Below are 16470 nucleotides of genomic sequence, written 5' to 3'. Positions count from 1 at the left end.
TAATTTTTTTTTATAATTTTAACTTTTATAAGGAAAATAATGCCACTTTCAAAATTAAATAATGAACAATATCTTGCCGCTACTGCTGATTTTGGACACAATCTTGTTATTGCAAGTGCAGGTACGGGAAAAACTTCTACTATTGTTGCAAGAATTTCTTATCTTTTAAGCAAGGGAGTGGCACCTCAAAAAATCATGCTTTTAACTTTCACAAACAAAGCTAGCAAAGAAATGATAGGGCGTTTAGGGAAATTTTTTGATAAAAATATTACCAGTAAAATACTTGCAGGAACTTTTCATAGTACGGCTTATACCTTACTTAGAAATGCGGATAAAAATATAGCCTTAAAGCAAGCAAGCGAGTTAAAAACTCTACTTAAAAGTGTCTATGAAAAAAGAACTTTTAGGCATTTAAGTGATATAAAACCTTATCAATCAAGTTATTTATATGATCTTTATTCTTTGTTTCAAAACAAAGCACACAATCAAGATTTTTATACTTGGTTTTGTCAAAACTATGAAGATCAAAGTATTTATGCTGAAATTTATGAAGATATTTTAAAAGAATATGATAATGAAAAAAAGCGTTTTAATTATGTGGATTTTAATGACTTGCTTATCAATCTAAAAGAGCTTTTAAAAGAAGAAAAATATGAATTTGATGAAATTTTAGTAGATGAATATCAAGACACAAACACTTTGCAAAGTTCCTTAATAGAGGCTTTTCATAGTAAAAGTTTGTTTTGCGTGGGGGATTATGATCAAAGTATTTATGCTTTTAATGGAGCGGATATTAATATCATAGGTGGGTTTAAAGATCGTTTTAAAGATGCAAAAATTTTTTCTTTAAATAAAAATTATCGTTCATCAAGAAGTATTTTAGCTTTGGCTAATAAAGTAATTTTAAATAACGAAAGATTATATCCAAAAGAACTTATTGTTACAAGAAATGATGAGTTTAAAGCCCCATCTTTGCTTACTTTTGAAGAATTATTTGATCAGTATCAAAATATAGCCAAAATGATACTTACAAGCGGAGTAAGTTTGGAAGAAATTGCCGTGATTTTTCGCAACAACTCAAGTGCTGATGGGGTTGAAGTAGCTTTAAGGGAGCAGGGCATTGCAAGTGTGAGAAAAGGAAGTGGAAGTTTTTTTGAAAGTTTGGAAGTTAAAGCTTTTAGTGCTATGCTTGCACTTGTGGTAAACCCTAAAGATATTATGGCTTTTATTCATTTGGTTCAATATACCAAAGGTGTGGGTGGAGTTTTAGCAAAAGAAATTTTTGACGCACTTTTAAAATTAGGGCATGGAAATTTAATAAAAGGTTTTTTAGATCCTGATAAAAATGTAAATTTGCAAAATCATCAAAAAAGAAATTATCAACTTGGGCTTTTTGCGGATTTAGAAGAATTAGCCAGCGAAACTCGTTTTAAATTTGAGAGTGAATTTGATGCACATCCTATTTTAAAACTTTCAAAAATCAATGATTTATGTGCTAGAAATTTAGAAAAAATTTATATTTTTTTAAAAAAAGCTATGGAAATAAAACATTCTTTGACTTTGGTAAATTTAATTTGTGAAAATTCTTTTTATAGAGAAATTTGTGAAGAACTTGCAATCAAAAGAGCAACAAATAAAGCAGGACAGGTGGATTTATTAAGAAAGAGTGAAAATTTAGAAAAAATAGAAACAAAATTCAATGTCTTAAAAGAGCTTACAAAAAATTATAGCGATATTTATAAGTATTATAATTTTCTAACTTTAGGTGCAAGCGAAATGAGTAGTGGCAAAGGAGTTAATTTGCTTAGTGTGCATGCAAGTAAGGGCTTGGAATTTGATCTTGTTTTTGTGATTGATCTTGCACAAGGTCGCTTTCCTAATCAAAAGCTTATGGGAATGGGTGGAAGCTTAGAAGAAGAAAGAAGACTTTTTTATGTTGCAGTAACTAGGGCAAAAAATATACTTTATTTAAGCTATGCTAAATATGATAAAAATAAAAAAACTTCTTTTGCTCCTTCTCGTTTTCTTATAGAAGCAGGGCTTTGCAAGGGAGAGTTAACTATAGATTGATAAAATTTCCTTTATATTATTATAAAGAAAGGTTTATTTTATGAAAAAAATATTAATTTTAAGTTTAGCAGCAGCAAGTTTTATAAATGCTGAAATTTTAGTTTATGGTCCAGGTGGTCCTGCTCCTGTGCTAAAAGAGCTTGCTTTAAAATTTGAAGAAAAAACAAAAGAAAAGGTGATTGTAACCGCAGGTCCAACTTCAGCTTGGATAGATAAAGCAAAAGAAAATGCAGATTTGATTTTTTCAGGCAATACTTCAATGATGGATGATTTTGCTAAAAAAATTCCAAGTTTAAGTTTGGAAAATTTAAGCGTTTTAAATGTGCGTCCATCAGGTATTATCGTGCGTCCAAATAATCCAAAAAATATTAAAAATTTTGAAGACATTTTAAAAGATGGCGTAAATGTTATGGTGGTTGATGGCGCAGGACAAGTTGGACTTTATGAAGATATGGCTTTAAAAAGTGCAAAAAGAGAAAATTTGGTAAAATTACGTAAAAATATAAAAATTTATGCTAAAAATTCCAAAGCTGCCGTAGATGAGTGGAATAACAATCCAAATATTGATGCTTTAATCATTTGGTCTCATTGGGCAAAGGCTTTAGGCGATGATAAAGCTTTATTTATCAAAGATAAAAAAGTAGTGATTTATCGTGCAGCTGAAATTGCTCCTACAAAAAAAGGTTTAGAAAATAAAAAAGCTTTAGAATTTGTCAATTTCATTAAGAGCAAGGAAGCTCAAAAAGTGTGGAAAAAATATACTTGGAAAGAAGTAAAATAATTTTGAGTGAAATTAAAAATAATTAATATTTATAGGATATAATTACTCCTAAAACATTAATTGCAATAATGTTTAAAATATCAAAAAAGGAAATTAAATGAGTACAGTAAATTTTAAAGGAAATCCTGTAAAACTTAAAGGAAATTCAGTAGAAGTTGGAGCAGATGCTCCTAAGGTAAATCTTAAAGCTAAAGATTTAAGCGTGATTGAAATCGGTGCAGTAGGCAAAACTCAAATCATTTTAAGTGTTCCAAGCTTAGATACACCAGTTTGTGCTACAGAGGCTAGAGAATTTAATAAAAAAGTAGCCAGTTACAATGGTGCTGAAGTAATTATAGTAAGTATGGACTTACCTTTTGCTATGGGAAGATTTTGCAGTACAGAAGGTATTGAAAATTTAAGTGTTGCAAGTGATTTTGTGGCAAAAGAATTTGGTGAAAAATATGGTGTTTTGATAAATGAAGGTGCTTTAGAGGGGCTTTTAGCTCGTGCCGTATTTGTGATTAAAGAGGGTAAAGTGGCATATAAAGAACTTGTAAATGAAATCACAGAAATGCCAGATATTGCAAAACTTGATGCATTTTTTGGTGGTTCTAGCTGCTGCGGTGGTTGTGGTTGCCATTAATTTTGATTAAGCCCATTCTTAGGGCTTAATTTTTACATCTTCATTTTTTTATTATTTTAAGTTGATTATATTTTAATTGTTAAGTTGATTATTTTTAATATTTATTTTGTGTAAGAATAATATAAAAAGGACAATAAAACTCCTATAAAATAGAGCTTTAAAATTATTATTTTTATTAAAATTTCAAGAGATTTTTATACTCTATTTTTTATAATAAGATGATTTTTTTATTTTGGAGGAATAAGGATGAATAGAAGGGATTTTATTAAAAATACCGCTATTGCAAGTGCTGCTAGTGTTGCAGGACTTAGTGTTCCAAGCTCTATGCTTGGTGCGCAAGAAGAAGAGTGGAAATGGGATAAAGCTGTTTGTAGATTTTGTGGAACTGGCTGTGGGATTATGATAGCTAGAAAAGATGGCAAAATCGTAGCAACAAAAGGTGATCCTGCAGCACCCGTAAATCGCGGACTTAATTGTATCAAAGGTTATTTTAATGCTAAGATCATGTATGGTGAAGATCGCCTTGTTATGCCCTTGCTTCGTATGAATGAAAAAGGCGAATTTGACAAAAAAGGCAAATTTCAACAAGTTTCTTGGCAAAGAGCCTTTGACGAAATGGAAAAACAATTTAAAAAAGCCTACAATGAACTCGGCGTTACAGGTATAGGGATTTTTGGTAGCGGGCAATACACTATCCAAGAAGGTTATGCTGCTTTAAAGCTTGCAAAAGCGGGCTTTAGAACAAATAATATCGATCCAAATGCAAGACATTGTATGGCCTCTGCAGTGGTTGGTTTTATGCAAACTTTTGGTGTAGATGAGCCATCAGGCTGTTATGATGATATAGAGCTTACAGATACTATTATCACTTGGGGAGCTAATATGGCTGAAATGCACCCAATCCTTTGGTCAAGAGTAAGTGATAGAAAACTAAGCAATCTTGATAAGGTTAAAGTTGTTAATCTAAGCACTTTTTCTAACCGTACTTCAAATATTGCTGATATTGAAATTATTTTTAAACCAAATACAGATTTGGCTATTTGGAACTACATAGCAAGAGAGATTGTTTATAATCATCCAGAGGCTATGGATATGAAATTTATCAAAGATCACTGCGTATTTGCAACTGGTTATGCTGATATTGGTTATGGTATGAGAAATAATCCAAATCATCCAAAATTTAAAGAAAGTGAAAAAGATACGGTTGAAAAAGAAAATGTAATCACTTTAGACGATGAAGAGGCTACTTCTTTATCTTATCTTGGCGTTAAAGCGGGTGATAAATTTGAAATGAAACATCAAGGTGTGGCTGATAAAAACTGGGAAATTTCTTTTGACGAATTTAAAAAAGGTTTAGCCCCTTATACTTTAGAATACACTGCAAAAGTAGCCAAAGGTGATGATAATGAGTCTTTGGAAGATTTTAAGAAAAAACTTCAAGAATTAGCTAATCTTTACATAGAGAAAAATCGCAAAGTCGTAAGTTTTTGGACTATGGGCTTTAATCAACACACAAGAGGTTCTTGGGTAAATGAACAAGCTTATATGGTACATTTTTTGCTAGGAAAGCAAGCTAAACCAGGTAGTGGAGCCTTTTCTTTAACAGGACAGCCAAGTGCCTGTGGAACAGCTAGGGAAGTAGGAACTTTCTCACATCGTTTGCCTGCAGATATGGTTGTAGCCAATCCAAAACACAGAGAAATTTCTGAAAAAATTTGGAAAGTTCCTGCAAAGACTATCAACCCAAAACCAGGCTCTCCTTATCTTAATATCATGAGAGATTTAGAAGATGGAAAAATTAAATTTGCATGGGTGCAAGTGAATAATCCATGGCAAAACACTGCAAATGCAAATCACTGGATTGCAGCAGCAAGAGAAATGGATAATTTTATTGTTGTAAGCGATTGTTATCCTGGAATTTCAGCAAAAGTAGCTGATCTTATTTTACCAAGCGCTATGATTTATGAAAAATGGGGTGCTTATGGTAATGCTGAAAGAAGAACTCAACATTGGAAACAACAAGTCTTACCTGTAGGTGCTGCCATGAGTGATACTTGGCAAATTTTAGAATTTGCAAAACGCTTTAAGCTTAAAGAAGTTTGGAAAGAGCAAAAAGTGGATAATAAGCTTACCTTGCCAAGCGTTTTAGAAGAGGCAAAAGCTATGGGTTATAGCGAAGATGATACACTTTTTGATGTGCTATTTGCCAATAAAGAAGCAAAAAGCTTTAATCCAAACGATGCCATCGCAAAAGGCTTTGATAATACCGATGTTAAAGGTGATGAGAGAAAAATTCAAGGCAGTGATGGAAAAGAATTTACAGGCTATGGCTTTTTCGTTCAAAAATATCTTTGGGAAGAATATCGTAAATTTGGCTTAGGACACGGACATGATTTAGCGGATTTTGATACCTATCATAAAGTAAGAGGTTTAAGATGGCCTGTGGTTAATGGCAAGGAAACACAGTGGAGATTTAATACTAAATTTGATTATTATGCTAAAAAAGCGGCTCCAAATTCAGATTTTGCTTTTTATGGTGATTTTAACAAAATGCTTACAAATGGGGATTTAATAGCTCCTAAAGATGAAAAAGAGCACAGTATTAAAAATAAGGCTAAAATTTTCTTTAGGCCATTTATGAAAGCACCTGAAAGACCAAGTAAAGAGTATCCATTCTGGCTTGCAACAGGAAGGGTTTTAGAGCATTGGCATAGTGGAACTATGACTATGCGTGTGCCTGAGCTTTATCGCGCTGTGCCTGAAGCACTTTGTTATATGAGTGAGAAAGATGGAGAGAAATTAGGCTTAAATCAAGGTGATTTGGTTTGGGTGGAATCTCGTCGCGGTAAAGTAAAAGCAAGAGTAGATATGCGCGGAAGAAACAAACCGCCTGTAGGACTTGTGTATGTGCCGTGGTTTGATGAGAATGTATATATCAATAAAGTTACTTTGGATGCGACTTGTCCACTTTCAAAACAAACTGACTTTAAAAAATGCGCTGTAAAAATTTATAAGGCTTAATTTAGGATTTTGATTAAATGAAAGGTAGAAGAGAATTTTTTGTTAGTGCTTTTAAGGCTGCATGTTTATGTACAGGAGGTGGATTTTTGGCTAATTTGGCTTTAAAAGCCGATGATAATTATGCCTTGCGTCCTCCTGGGGCTGAAGATGAAGCTAGATTTTTAAGCAAATGTATTCGTTGTGGGCTTTGTGTAAAAGCCTGTCCTTATGATACTTTAAAGCTTGCTAGCTTGTTAGATAGTCCAAAAAATGGCACGCCTTTTTTTAAGGCAAGAGAAATTCCTTGCTATCTTTGTAAGGATATTCCTTGCATTAGAGAATGTCCAACTGATGCTTTAGATAAAAAGCATTTAGAGCAGGGTATAGAATCTTTGAAAATGGGTATTGCTATTGTTGATAGTGCTTCTTGTGTGGCACACTGGGGAATTCAATGCGATGCTTGTTATAGAGCTTGTCCTTTGATAGATAGGGCTTTAAAACTTGAGCTTAAACGCAATGAACGTACCGCCAAGCACGCTTTTTTACTACCTAGTGTGGATCATGAAGTGTGTGTAGGTTGCGGGCTTTGTGAACTTGCTTGTATTACTGAAAAACCGGCCATTCGTGTTTTGCCAAGGGAGTATGTATTGGGAAAAGCAGGATCTCATTATGTAAAAGGCTGGGATGAAAAAGATGAAGGTCGTATAAAAAATGCAGATACTTCAAAACATTTTGATGCTAAAAAAGCAACCAATTATTTAAATGATGGAGAACTGTGATGAAGTATTTAATTGCTAGACGCATCGTTCAGCTTGGAATTTTAGCGCTTTTTAGTTTTAAAGCTACAGATTTTATCTTGCAGGGAAATTTAAGTTCTTCTAGACTTTTTAATACCATACCTTTAAGCGATCCTTTTGCGGTTTTGCAAATCATTCTAGCAAGCTGGAGTATAGATTTAGTGGCTTTAATAGGAGCTTTGATTATATTTTTTATCTATGGTTTGTTTTTAGGAAGGGTTTTTTGCTCTTGGGTTTGTCCTGTTAATTTAATCACAGATTTTGCTGCTTTTGTGCGAAATAAATTAACCCTTAGTAATAAATTTTTAATTTTGCCTAAAAATTTACGCTATTTTGTATTGGTCTTGGTTTTAGTCCTTTCTTTTGTATTTTCATTGCCTGTGTTTGAAAGTTTTTCTTATATAGGAATGATACATAGAGGGATTATTTTTGCTACAAGTTCTTGGATTTTTGTAGCCTTTATACTTTTTTGCATCGATACTTTTTTAAGCCCTAGGGCAATTTGTTCACATTTTTGTCCACTGGGAGCTTTTTATGCTTTTATTTCTCGTTTTGCTTTGCTTAAAATAAAGCATGATAGTGATAAATGCACTAAATGTTATGAATGTATCCGTATTTGTCCTGAAAAACAGGTTTTGTGGATGGTTGGAAAAGAAAGTACTAGCGTGAAATCAGGAGAGTGTATAAGGTGTGCAAGATGTATAGAAGTTTGTAATGATGATGCTTTGAATTTTAATATTTTTGATTTAAGGAATAAATAATGAAGAAGAAATTGGTTTTATTAGGAAGTGTTGCAGTGGTATTTTTTGCCGCTTGTGCAATGAATAGTGGGGTAAGTTCGGAACAAATTGGACTTAGAAAAGCAAGTTTAGAAAATGAAAATAAAGTAAATTTAGTGGAAGCAAATTTCACAACTTTACAACCTGGGGAATCTACTCGTTTTGAGCGTTCTTATGAAAATGCACCACCATTAATTCCGCATGCTATTGAAGATTTGTTACCTATAACTAAAGATAACAATATGTGCTTAAGCTGCCATGATAAGGCTATAGCAGCAGATGCTGGTGCAACTCCACTTCCTGCTAGTCATTATTATGATTTTAGACACAATAAAACCACAGGAGATGTGATTAGCGATAGTCGTTTTAATTGCACTCAGTGTCATGTTCCACAAAGTGATGCAAAACCTTTAGTGGGAAATAGCTTTAAACCTGAATTTAAAAATGAACAATTAAAAAGTCGTTCAAATTTAATTGATGTGATTAATGAGGGTGTAAAGTAAATAAATGAAAAAATTTCTTTTTATTTCGAGTCTTTTTTGTGTTTTGTCTTATGCTTATGAGCTGAAATTAAATGCCAATATAACAGCTTTAAAGCTTGATAAGCAAAACTTATATATAGGCACTGATAAAGGTGAAATTTTGCAATATAGCATTAAAGATAAAAGTTTAAAAGAACTTTTATCTTTGCCAAAGATTAAAAATTATTATGGTGATGATTTTGCTAAAATTTACAACATTGATATTTTTAAACATACACTTTTAATACTTAGCGAGGGTGATTTTGGTGCTAAAAATTTAAGTTTTTATAAGGAAAATTTACAAATCAAAAAGCTCGAAGAAAATAGCATAATAAAAGCATTTTTTATCAATGAAAGTACTTATCTTTTGATTTCTATCGGTTCTGAAATAGAATTGATTGATAAAAGTTTAAAAAATATAAAAAAATTTAATTTTTCCCATTCTAGTCTTAATGATGCAGTTTTAAATGAAGATAAGAGTAGACTAATTGCAGGTTTTGAGAGTGGCGAAGTAGAACTTTTTGATTTGAAAAATTGGAAGATGTTGAAAAACTATGATAAAATGCATAAAGATAATATCTATCAAGTAGATTTTAAAAATAATGTTATTTTAAGTTGTGGAACGGATAGGCGTATAGGAGTTGTAAAAAATGAAGAACAAAATTTTTTACAAAAAGATTTTTTGATATATACCTGTGCTTTAAGTCCTAATGGAGAATTGGCTGTTTATAGCGATAATGAAGCTGGAGTTAGTGAAGTTTTTAGCACAAGTGATTTTAAGCCTGTTAAAACTTTTAATAATGAAAATTTGATGAGTGAGTTTATTATTTTTTTAAACAATAAAGATTTTATCGTTTCAGGCTTTGGTGATAGTATAATGTTTAGGAGTATTGATGAATAATCTTTCCAGTGTTTTGATTTTAGCAAAAGAAGAATATATAAATGATTTAAAAAAGGCTATATCTGAAATTCCTTTTTGTTCTGTAGAACTTTGTGAAAATGAAAAGATTATAGTTGTGATTGAAAGTGAAAATTTAGAAGATGAATTAAACTCTTATAAAATGCTTGAGAAATTGCCAAATATTATCAGTATTAATATGGTTTTTTCTTATCAAGATTTAAATGATGATATCCAAAAAGCAATCAATAGTGGTGCAATAGAAACGATAGAAAAAAATGAAAATGCTGAGAATATTCGCTACTATGGTAGTGTATTTAATCAATTTTCTTAAAGTGTAAAGTATATGGTATTTTTAATCCCATTGCTTATTATAATTGGTGTTATTTTTGGAATTGATTATGTGTATTTTAAAAATCAAGATTTAAAAGTGCAAGTTAAAAAAGAACAAAAAGAATTAAATTCTAGCTTAGAGAAAGAAAAAAAAGAATATATAGAAAAATTGTTTAAAACAAAATAGACATTAAAAATCATCTTATTTTCTTAAAGATAAATTAAAAAGCTTTTTGCTAGAATTAAAGAAAAATTTTAGGAAACAGTGATGAAAAATACAGTCACTGAAGCTTCTATCTATGAGGCTCAAGGGTTAAAAGACGAAGCTTTAGAAATTTATAAAAATATCTTAAAAGAAGATCCAGATAACCAAAACGCTATCGATGCGGTTCGTCGTCTTAGTGGTTTTAGATCCAAGCATAAAGATTTAAACACTCAAATGTTGGATTTTTTTATTAATATGAAAAGCGATGAAGAAATTAATGAATTTAAAAGGTGGTTGATAAAAATATGAATTTGGAAGATTTAGCTAAAAAAACCATTAGCGAAGTTAGCTCTATCATGGAAGAGCAAAGAAGACAAAATGAAATTTTAAAAGAACAAGAATTAAATAGAAAAACTGAAATAAAAGATGAATTACCGCCTATGGAGTTTGTATGCGAAGAGCTTGATACTCCGCAAGACTTAGAAGATAAAATTTCTATGGCAAAATTTGAAGAAGAGCAAAAAATACAAAATAATATTGAAATTTCTACTCAGGAAAATGAAGAGTTTAAAAAAGAAGAGCCTTTTTTACAAAGTGAAATTTTAAATCCTAGTGTTATGACAGAGGTTCAAACGCTTAATGAGGATATTTTTTTAAAACATCTTAGAGAGAGAATTTTAGTTCTTTTTGAAGGTTTAAATAGTATAAAAAAAGATGATCTTGAAAATAGGTTAAACTTGACCATAAATTTTTTAGAGTTTTTGCTTGCAAATATCGAAGATAAGCTTAAAAAATAATCCTGATTTACAGTTTATTGCTGAGTTTTTAAAGCCTTATACCAAACGAGCGTATTTGGTTGGAGGCAGCGTTAGGGATTTGTTTTTAGGTTTAAAAATTTGCGACTATGATATAGAGCTTTATGATATAAAACCTAAAGATTTTGAAAAGATTATGCAAAAATTAGGTGCACAAGGCTTTGGAAGAAGTTTTTTTGTGTATAAGTTTAAAAATTATGATTTAGCTCTTGCTAGAACCGAAAACAAAATAAGCCATGGACATAAAGGTTTTGAAGTTCAAATTTGCAATGATGAAAAACTTGGCGCCAAAAGACGCGATTTTACCATAAATTCTATGATGATTAATCTTTTTAACGATGAGTTTTTAGATTTTTATGGAGGATTAAAAGATCTAGGAGTAGGCTTTTTAAGGCATATTGATAAACAAAGCTTTCAAGAGGATAGTTTAAGAGTGTTAAGAGCAGTAGTATTTGCTTCAAGGTTTAACTTTAAGATAGCTAGCGAAAGCTTGAAATTGATGCAAAGTATGGATATAACTGATCTTAGCAAAGATAGGATCAATGCGGAGCTTTATAAATTCTTTAAAAGCCCTAGACTTGATATTGGCTATAGATATTTGCAAGAACTTGACTTAGAAAAACAGATTTTCGGCTTTGAGAGTATTTTTAAGAGTTTGGAATTTCAAAATTTGCTCAGACAAAGTAGAGAATTTGTAAAAAGCGATGCTTTATTTTTGTATTTGTATTTGAATTTTTTTAATTTAGAAAAAGATATATTTTTTAAAAGAACTAAACTTAAAAAAGAATACCTAAAATACGCAAATCAAGCTTTTTATCTTGATGATATAAGTGATTTTGAGCTAGCAAAAATTGCTTTTGAAATGCCTTTGAAGGAATGGCTTGGACTTTGGAGTAAAAAGCGTATTGAGCAAGCTAAAAGATTAGGGCTTTATGAGAATAAGTTTGAAAGTAAAATTTTAGCAAAAGATTTCATAAATGCTGGATTTTGTGGTAAAATTCTTGGCCTAAAGCTTCAAGAAGCAAGAGAGAATGAATTAAAAGAATATATAAAAGGTTTAGCTAAATGATTTCTGTATTAAAAATTTGCACCAAAGATCAAAAAGGTTTAATCTATAGAATTTCTGATGTTATTTTTAAATATCATATCAATATAGTGAAAAACGATGAATTTGTAGGCGAAGGAATGTTTTTTTTTCGTGCTCTTTTAGAAGGTGAGTTTGATAAAGCAGCTTTTATAGGAACGCTTGAGGCTATGCTTGGACAAGAAGCCTTGATAGAGCTTTGCGAGAAGAGAAAAAAAGATATTGTTGTTTTTGCTACTAAAGAAAGTCATTGTTTGGGAGATTTGCTAATAAAGCATTATAGTAACGAACTTGAAGCAAATATCAAAGCTGTGATTTCAAATCACAACTCTTTAAAGGATTTAGTTGAGAAATTTGAAATTCCTTATCATTTTATCAGCGCTGAAAATTTAGATCGTAAAGAGCAAGAAAATCAGATTTTAAAATGTCTTGAACAATATAAATTTGATTATTTGGTTTTAGCAAAATATATGCGAATTTTATCTCCTGATTTTGTTAGGCATTTTGAAGGCAAGATTATAAATATTCACCATTCTTTTTTACCTGCATTTATAGGAGCAAATCCTTATAAACAAGCCTTTGAAAGAGGGGTTAAAATAATTGGAGCTACGGCACATTTTGTAAATAATAATCTTGATGAAGGTCCTATTATCACTCAAGCTGTTTCGCCTGTAAACCATGAATTTACTTGGCAAGATATGCAGCAAGCAGGTAGAAATATAGAAAAAGATGTTCTTTCAAAAGCACTTGATTTGGCTTTTGAAGATAGAATTTTTATATATAATAATAAAACTATAATATTTTAATGCGATAATTTTATTATAGTTTTATTTAAAGCATTAAAAAAATAATCAATATCCTCTTTTTCATGCGTATAATGCAAGCTTATTCTTAACCAGCCTGGTTTTGTTTTAAGTTTTTGATTGTCTTTTAAGCCTAGTAAATCATGACCATAAGGCCCAGCACAAGCACATCCAGCGCGTGTTTCTATGTGGTATTTTTTACTAAGTTCATAAGCGATATCAAAAGGAGAAATTCCTTTGATATTGAAAGCAAAAATAGGCAATCGGGTTTTTAAATTCTTTGCGTATAAAATTAAATTAGGTATAGTTTTTAGTTTTTTAAAAAAATAATCTTTTAGAATTTCTTCTTTTTTTTCTATATTTTTAATCCCTATAGAATCTTTGATTTTAAAAGCTAAGCTAGCACGAATGAGTTGTAAAATTCCAGGTGTTCCTCCTTCTTCTAAAGCTTCTTCATTGCAAAGGTAGCATTGTGAAGTGCGAGAAACATAGCCCACAGTTCCACCTGCTGCAAAGCTAGGCTTGTTTCCACAAAGATCTTTTTTGATGGCTAAAAGTCCAGAACCGCCAATGCCACCGATTAATTTATGAGAACTTATAAACAACGCATCATAGTATTGACAAGATATGTTTTTATAAGGAATGAAACTAGATGCATCAAAAGCAACTATCCCTTTAAATTTACGAACCATTTCAGAAATGCGTTTGTAATCACTTAATATCCCAGTAACATTTGAAGCTAAAGAAAAGCTAGCGATTATTTTTCTTTTTTTATTTTTTTGTAAAGTTTTTTCTAGAAAATCAAAATCAATTTCTCCATTTTTATCTAAGGGAATTCTAATACATTCGCACAAGCCTTCTCGAAATGAAAGTTCATTAGAATGATGCTCATAAGGCCCTACAATAACTAAAGGTAAAGTATTTTTATCAATTTGCGTAAAATATCTTTCTTTTACAAGAGGAGGAATGTAAATGCCGATCAATTCTTGAAATTTTTTAATAGCACTGCTTGATCCTGTTCCGCAAGCTATAAGGGCAAAATTTTCATCCAATGATAAACTTTTTTTTATATCTTTTCTTGCTTGTTCGTAAATTTGTTGAGTTTTAAAAGAATTTAAAGAGCTATCAGAATGTGTATTTGCATAGGTTGGGAGAATTTTTGAAATTTCTTTTTCTACACATTTTAGAGCTAAAGCACTTGCTGTGAAGTCAAAATGCAAAATACCTTTTTTTAAGATCAATTCTTTTTTTAAATCTGAAATTTGCAAATACAATCCTTATAAAAATTTGCTAAAATTATACTATAAAAATGCTTTATAAAAGGAAAAATATAAAATTTAAGAACTTTGTAGGTTTGCATAAGAATTTGTCTTTAAGTAAGCTTTTTGATTTTTATAGTGTGTTTGAAGGTTTTGAAAAATTAAACATTTTAAATTTTAAAGACGATGTATTTACAAATATAGAGCGAATGTTGCTTGATGATTATCTAAAAATTAAAAGTTATTTCGCCTTGGATGAAACAAGTTCTTATGCTCTTACTTTGCTAGCTAAAAACAATCGTAAGCGTTTTTCTATCAATAGAAAAATTCAGCATTTTAAAGCTTTATCTACACTTAAATATCTTTTAGAAACAGGTATAATAAAACTTGAGTATAGTAAGGAAGCTAAAAAAATAAAAGATAAAAGACAAAAAATCAAAAAAGAACTAAGATCTTATGTTGTCCAAGATAAGATTATATTTAGCAACCATTTTACTCGTTTCTTTTTTTATTTTTTAAAGCCCAATGAAAAGCTTATTTTGCAAAATCGTTATAAAGAAGTTTTAGAATGCATTAAGGAAAAATTTGAGCTTTATCAAAGTTTTTGTTTTGAACAACTTTCTAGAGAATTGCTTGAGAAAAAATTCAATATCAATGGAGTGCAAAGCTACTGGGATAAGAATTTAGAACTTGATCTTTATTATCAAGATGAAAATTTGTGTTTTGTCGGAGAAGTTAAATTTAAAAATAAAAAAATTTGTAAAAATATTTTAAATCTTTTAAAATCAAAAGCAAAGTCTTTAAATTTGGCTCCAAATTATTACGTTATAATCTCAAAAAATGGTTTTAGCAAGGAATTTGATAAAATATGCGAACAGAATTTGCTTTTACTTGATTTGAATGATTTTAAGATTTTATTAGAGGAATGATAAATGAATGAAAGTATTTTAAAAAGTTTAGACTCAAATGAAAAAGAAACCCTACAAAAAGGCTTAGAAAGTCTTATAGAACAAACTTATGTAATAGAAAATGAATACAAAACTTTAAATGAAAACTATAACTCCTTACGCGCAATGGTTGATGAGATTATAGAGGTGTTGCCTAGTGCGCTTTGGATTTTAGATAAAGAAAAAAATATTATTTTACAAAATCAAGAAGCCTTGAAAAATCCAAAATTACTTAGTATCATTAGTCTTGATAAAATTCGTGATGAGCTTGAATTTGAAGGTAGGTTTTATGCGGTAAAAATCATAGCGCATAATGAAAAAACTATAGTTTCAGCTACAGATATTAGCGATGAAAAACGCAATGAAAGGCTTGCAAGCATGGGTAGTGTAGCGGCTCATTTGGCACATGAGATAAGAAATCCTATTGGATCTATATCTTTACTTGCTTCAACCCTTTTTGCTCGTAGTGAGCTTAAAAATAAGCATATAGTTCTTGAGATCCAAAAGGCTATTGCTAGAGTGGAGCGTATCGTAAATTCAACTTTACTTTTTACTAAGGGTGTACACATCAATGCTTTAAATTTTAATCTTTTAGAGTTAAAAGAAGAGTGTGAAAGTGCCATTAACTCTTATAATTTCACTTCTCAAATAGACTTTGAAATATCTTTTTTGGATAAGCAGATTTGTGCTGATAAAGCTCTTCTTGGTTTGGTTTTGCAAAATTTGATTTATAATGCTATTGATGCGATAGAAGAAAGCGAATGTGAAAAGCCTATGATTAAAATTTTAGCAAGTTATGATAATGAAAAAATATGCATCAGAGTGTATGATAATGGTTGTGAAATAAAAGATGAGAAATTGGTTTTTGAAGCTTTTAAAACAACAAAACTTAAAGGCAATGGACTTGGCTTGTCTCTTTCTAAAGAAATCATAAACGCTCATAAGGGAGAGTTAAGTTTTCAAAGTGATCCTAAGAATTTTTATCTTACCTTACCTTTGGCGTGATAAATATTTTCTTTTCACCCCAAAACGGAACAGATTTTGCTTATATTATTTTAATATATTTAGGTTGAAGGCAGAAAAATCTAAATTAAGGAATTAATATGAGTATCTTTAGTATCAATGATAACTCAAACTATGGTTCTATACTTTCACAAGCAAAAGCTAATAAAGAAAGTAAAGAAAATTCTAAAATAAGTTTTGCTAATGCTTTTTTAAAACAAAATGCTAGTAAATTAAATGAAATTCAAAGTGCAAATTCACAAACTCTAGCAAGAAGTGAAGTATTAAATTCTACTAATACAACAAATACTAGCAATAATACTAATTTTAGTATAAGTAGTAAAACAAGTTCTCCTAATTATGATATATCTAGTGAATTTAAAAACTCTATTTATACTCTAAAATATAAACAAGTAGATATAAGTAATACTTCTACTAATACAGCCTATGGTTATAGTGTAGATAAAGATGGCTATATGGGAAGTGATTTTAACAAAGCTGCAGGACTTCCTGAAGATTTTAAGATACATAAATCTACTTTGGATGAGATA

The 16470-nt window shown here is 30.4% G+C and carries 18 protein-coding genes; 17 read left to right on the top strand and 1 reads right to left on the bottom strand.

Annotated elements, in window-relative coordinates:
• The first annotated feature begins 39 nt into the window (after positions 1–39).
• The 14 genes from BGS40_RS07205 to purU all read left to right on the top strand — a co-directional run bounded on the left by BGS40_RS07205 (position 40) and on the right by purU (position 12714).
• Positions 40–2070 (top strand): ATP-dependent helicase, encoded by a 2031-nt coding sequence (locus tag BGS40_RS07205; protein WP_087695687.1) that lies wholly within the window; start codon positions 40–42, stop codon positions 2068–2070.
• A gap of 40 nt (positions 2071–2110) precedes the next feature.
• The gene (gene peb2, locus BGS40_RS07200; RefSeq protein ID WP_087695686.1) at positions 2111–2851 is read left to right on the top strand and encodes an AcfC family adhesin PEB2; all 741 of its coding nucleotides are present in this window, start codon (positions 2111–2113) and stop codon (positions 2849–2851) included.
• A gap of 97 nt (positions 2852–2948) precedes the next feature.
• Positions 2949–3476: a thiol peroxidase gene (gene tpx, locus BGS40_RS07195; protein ID WP_044260542.1), complete on the top strand. Its 528-nt coding sequence runs from the start codon at positions 2949–2951 to the stop codon at positions 3474–3476.
• Positions 3477–3722: 246 nt separating this feature from the next.
• Positions 3723–6497, top strand: a complete 2775-nt coding sequence (napA, locus tag BGS40_RS07190) for a periplasmic nitrate reductase subunit alpha (RefSeq protein ID WP_052781882.1) — start codon at positions 3723–3725, stop codon at positions 6495–6497.
• Between the two features lie 17 nt (positions 6498–6514).
• Positions 6515–7255 (top strand): ferredoxin-type protein NapG, encoded by a 741-nt coding sequence (gene napG / locus BGS40_RS07185; RefSeq protein ID WP_002866909.1) that lies wholly within the window; start codon positions 6515–6517, stop codon positions 7253–7255.
• Positions 7252–8034, top strand: a complete 783-nt coding sequence (napH, locus tag BGS40_RS07180; protein WP_079460075.1) for a quinol dehydrogenase ferredoxin subunit NapH — start codon at positions 7252–7254, stop codon at positions 8032–8034. The genes napG and napH overlap by 4 nt, the downstream gene beginning before the upstream one ends.
• Positions 8031–8555 carry a nitrate reductase cytochrome c-type subunit gene (locus BGS40_RS07175; RefSeq protein WP_079480953.1) on the top strand — a complete coding sequence of 175 codons (525 nt, stop codon included), beginning with the start codon at positions 8031–8033 and terminating at the stop codon, positions 8553–8555. Before napH ends, BGS40_RS07175 begins: the two co-directional genes overlap by 4 nt.
• A gap of 4 nt (positions 8556–8559) precedes the next feature.
• Complete coding sequence (locus BGS40_RS07170; protein ID WP_087691891.1) at positions 8560–9474, top strand: WD40 repeat domain-containing protein; 915 nt, start codon at positions 8560–8562, stop codon at positions 9472–9474.
• The gene (locus tag BGS40_RS07165) at positions 9467–9805 is read left to right on the top strand and encodes a chaperone NapD (protein WP_002867967.1); all 339 of its coding nucleotides are present in this window, start codon (positions 9467–9469) and stop codon (positions 9803–9805) included. The genes BGS40_RS07170 and BGS40_RS07165 overlap by 8 nt, the downstream gene beginning before the upstream one ends.
• Before the next feature lie 12 nt (positions 9806–9817).
• A complete protein-coding gene (gene tatA2 / locus BGS40_RS07160; RefSeq protein WP_002852615.1) occupies positions 9818–9991 on the top strand; it encodes a Sec-independent protein translocase subunit TatA2 in 174 nt (57 codons plus the stop codon).
• Between the two features lie 78 nt (positions 9992–10069).
• Positions 10070–10318, top strand: coding sequence for a tetratricopeptide repeat protein (locus BGS40_RS07155; RefSeq protein WP_002859818.1), 249 nt, complete (start codon positions 10070–10072; stop codon positions 10316–10318).
• Complete coding sequence (gene ciaD / locus BGS40_RS07150; protein WP_002867966.1) at positions 10315–10806, top strand: effector protein CiaD; 492 nt, start codon at positions 10315–10317, stop codon at positions 10804–10806. Before BGS40_RS07155 ends, ciaD begins: the two co-directional genes overlap by 4 nt.
• Positions 10775–11893 (top strand): CCA tRNA nucleotidyltransferase, encoded by a 1119-nt coding sequence (locus BGS40_RS07145; protein ID WP_052793894.1) that lies wholly within the window; start codon positions 10775–10777, stop codon positions 11891–11893. The genes ciaD and BGS40_RS07145 overlap by 32 nt, the downstream gene beginning before the upstream one ends.
• The gene (gene purU, locus BGS40_RS07140) at positions 11890–12714 is read left to right on the top strand and encodes a formyltetrahydrofolate deformylase (RefSeq protein WP_052793893.1); all 825 of its coding nucleotides are present in this window, start codon (positions 11890–11892) and stop codon (positions 12712–12714) included. The genes BGS40_RS07145 and purU overlap by 4 nt, the downstream gene beginning before the upstream one ends.
• Here purU and BGS40_RS07135 read toward each other — a convergent pair.
• Entirely contained in the window at positions 12711–13985 is a 1275-nt protein-coding gene (locus BGS40_RS07135) for an aminotransferase class V-fold PLP-dependent enzyme (protein WP_079263773.1), read from the bottom strand. The genes purU and BGS40_RS07135 overlap by 4 nt on opposite strands.
• Before the next feature lie 35 nt (positions 13986–14020).
• Between BGS40_RS07135 and BGS40_RS07130 the strand changes: the two genes are divergently transcribed.
• The 3 genes from BGS40_RS07130 to BGS40_RS07120 all read left to right on the top strand — a co-directional run.
• Positions 14021–14899, top strand: coding sequence for a DUF234 domain-containing protein (locus BGS40_RS07130; RefSeq protein WP_096738557.1), 879 nt, complete (start codon positions 14021–14023; stop codon positions 14897–14899).
• 3 nt (positions 14900–14902) lie between these two features.
• Positions 14903–15922: a fla regulon two-component system sensor histidine kinase FlgS gene (locus BGS40_RS07125; protein WP_096738556.1), complete on the top strand. Its 1020-nt coding sequence runs from the start codon at positions 14903–14905 to the stop codon at positions 15920–15922.
• A 98-nt stretch (positions 15923–16020) separates the two neighbouring features.
• A partial coding sequence (locus BGS40_RS07120; RefSeq protein WP_374220167.1) for a Cj0814 family flagellar-dependent secreted protein occupies positions 16021–16470 on the top strand: 450 nt, incomplete at its 3' end.

Origin of the sequence: Campylobacter sp. 107 (assembly GCF_002383835.1) — a bacterium.
Taxonomy (GTDB): Bacteria; Campylobacterota; Campylobacteria; order Campylobacterales; family Campylobacteraceae; genus Campylobacter_D; species Campylobacter_D jejuni.
The sequence above is the reverse complement of the archived record's forward strand: the minus strand, read 5'-3'. Positions and strand labels throughout refer to the sequence as shown.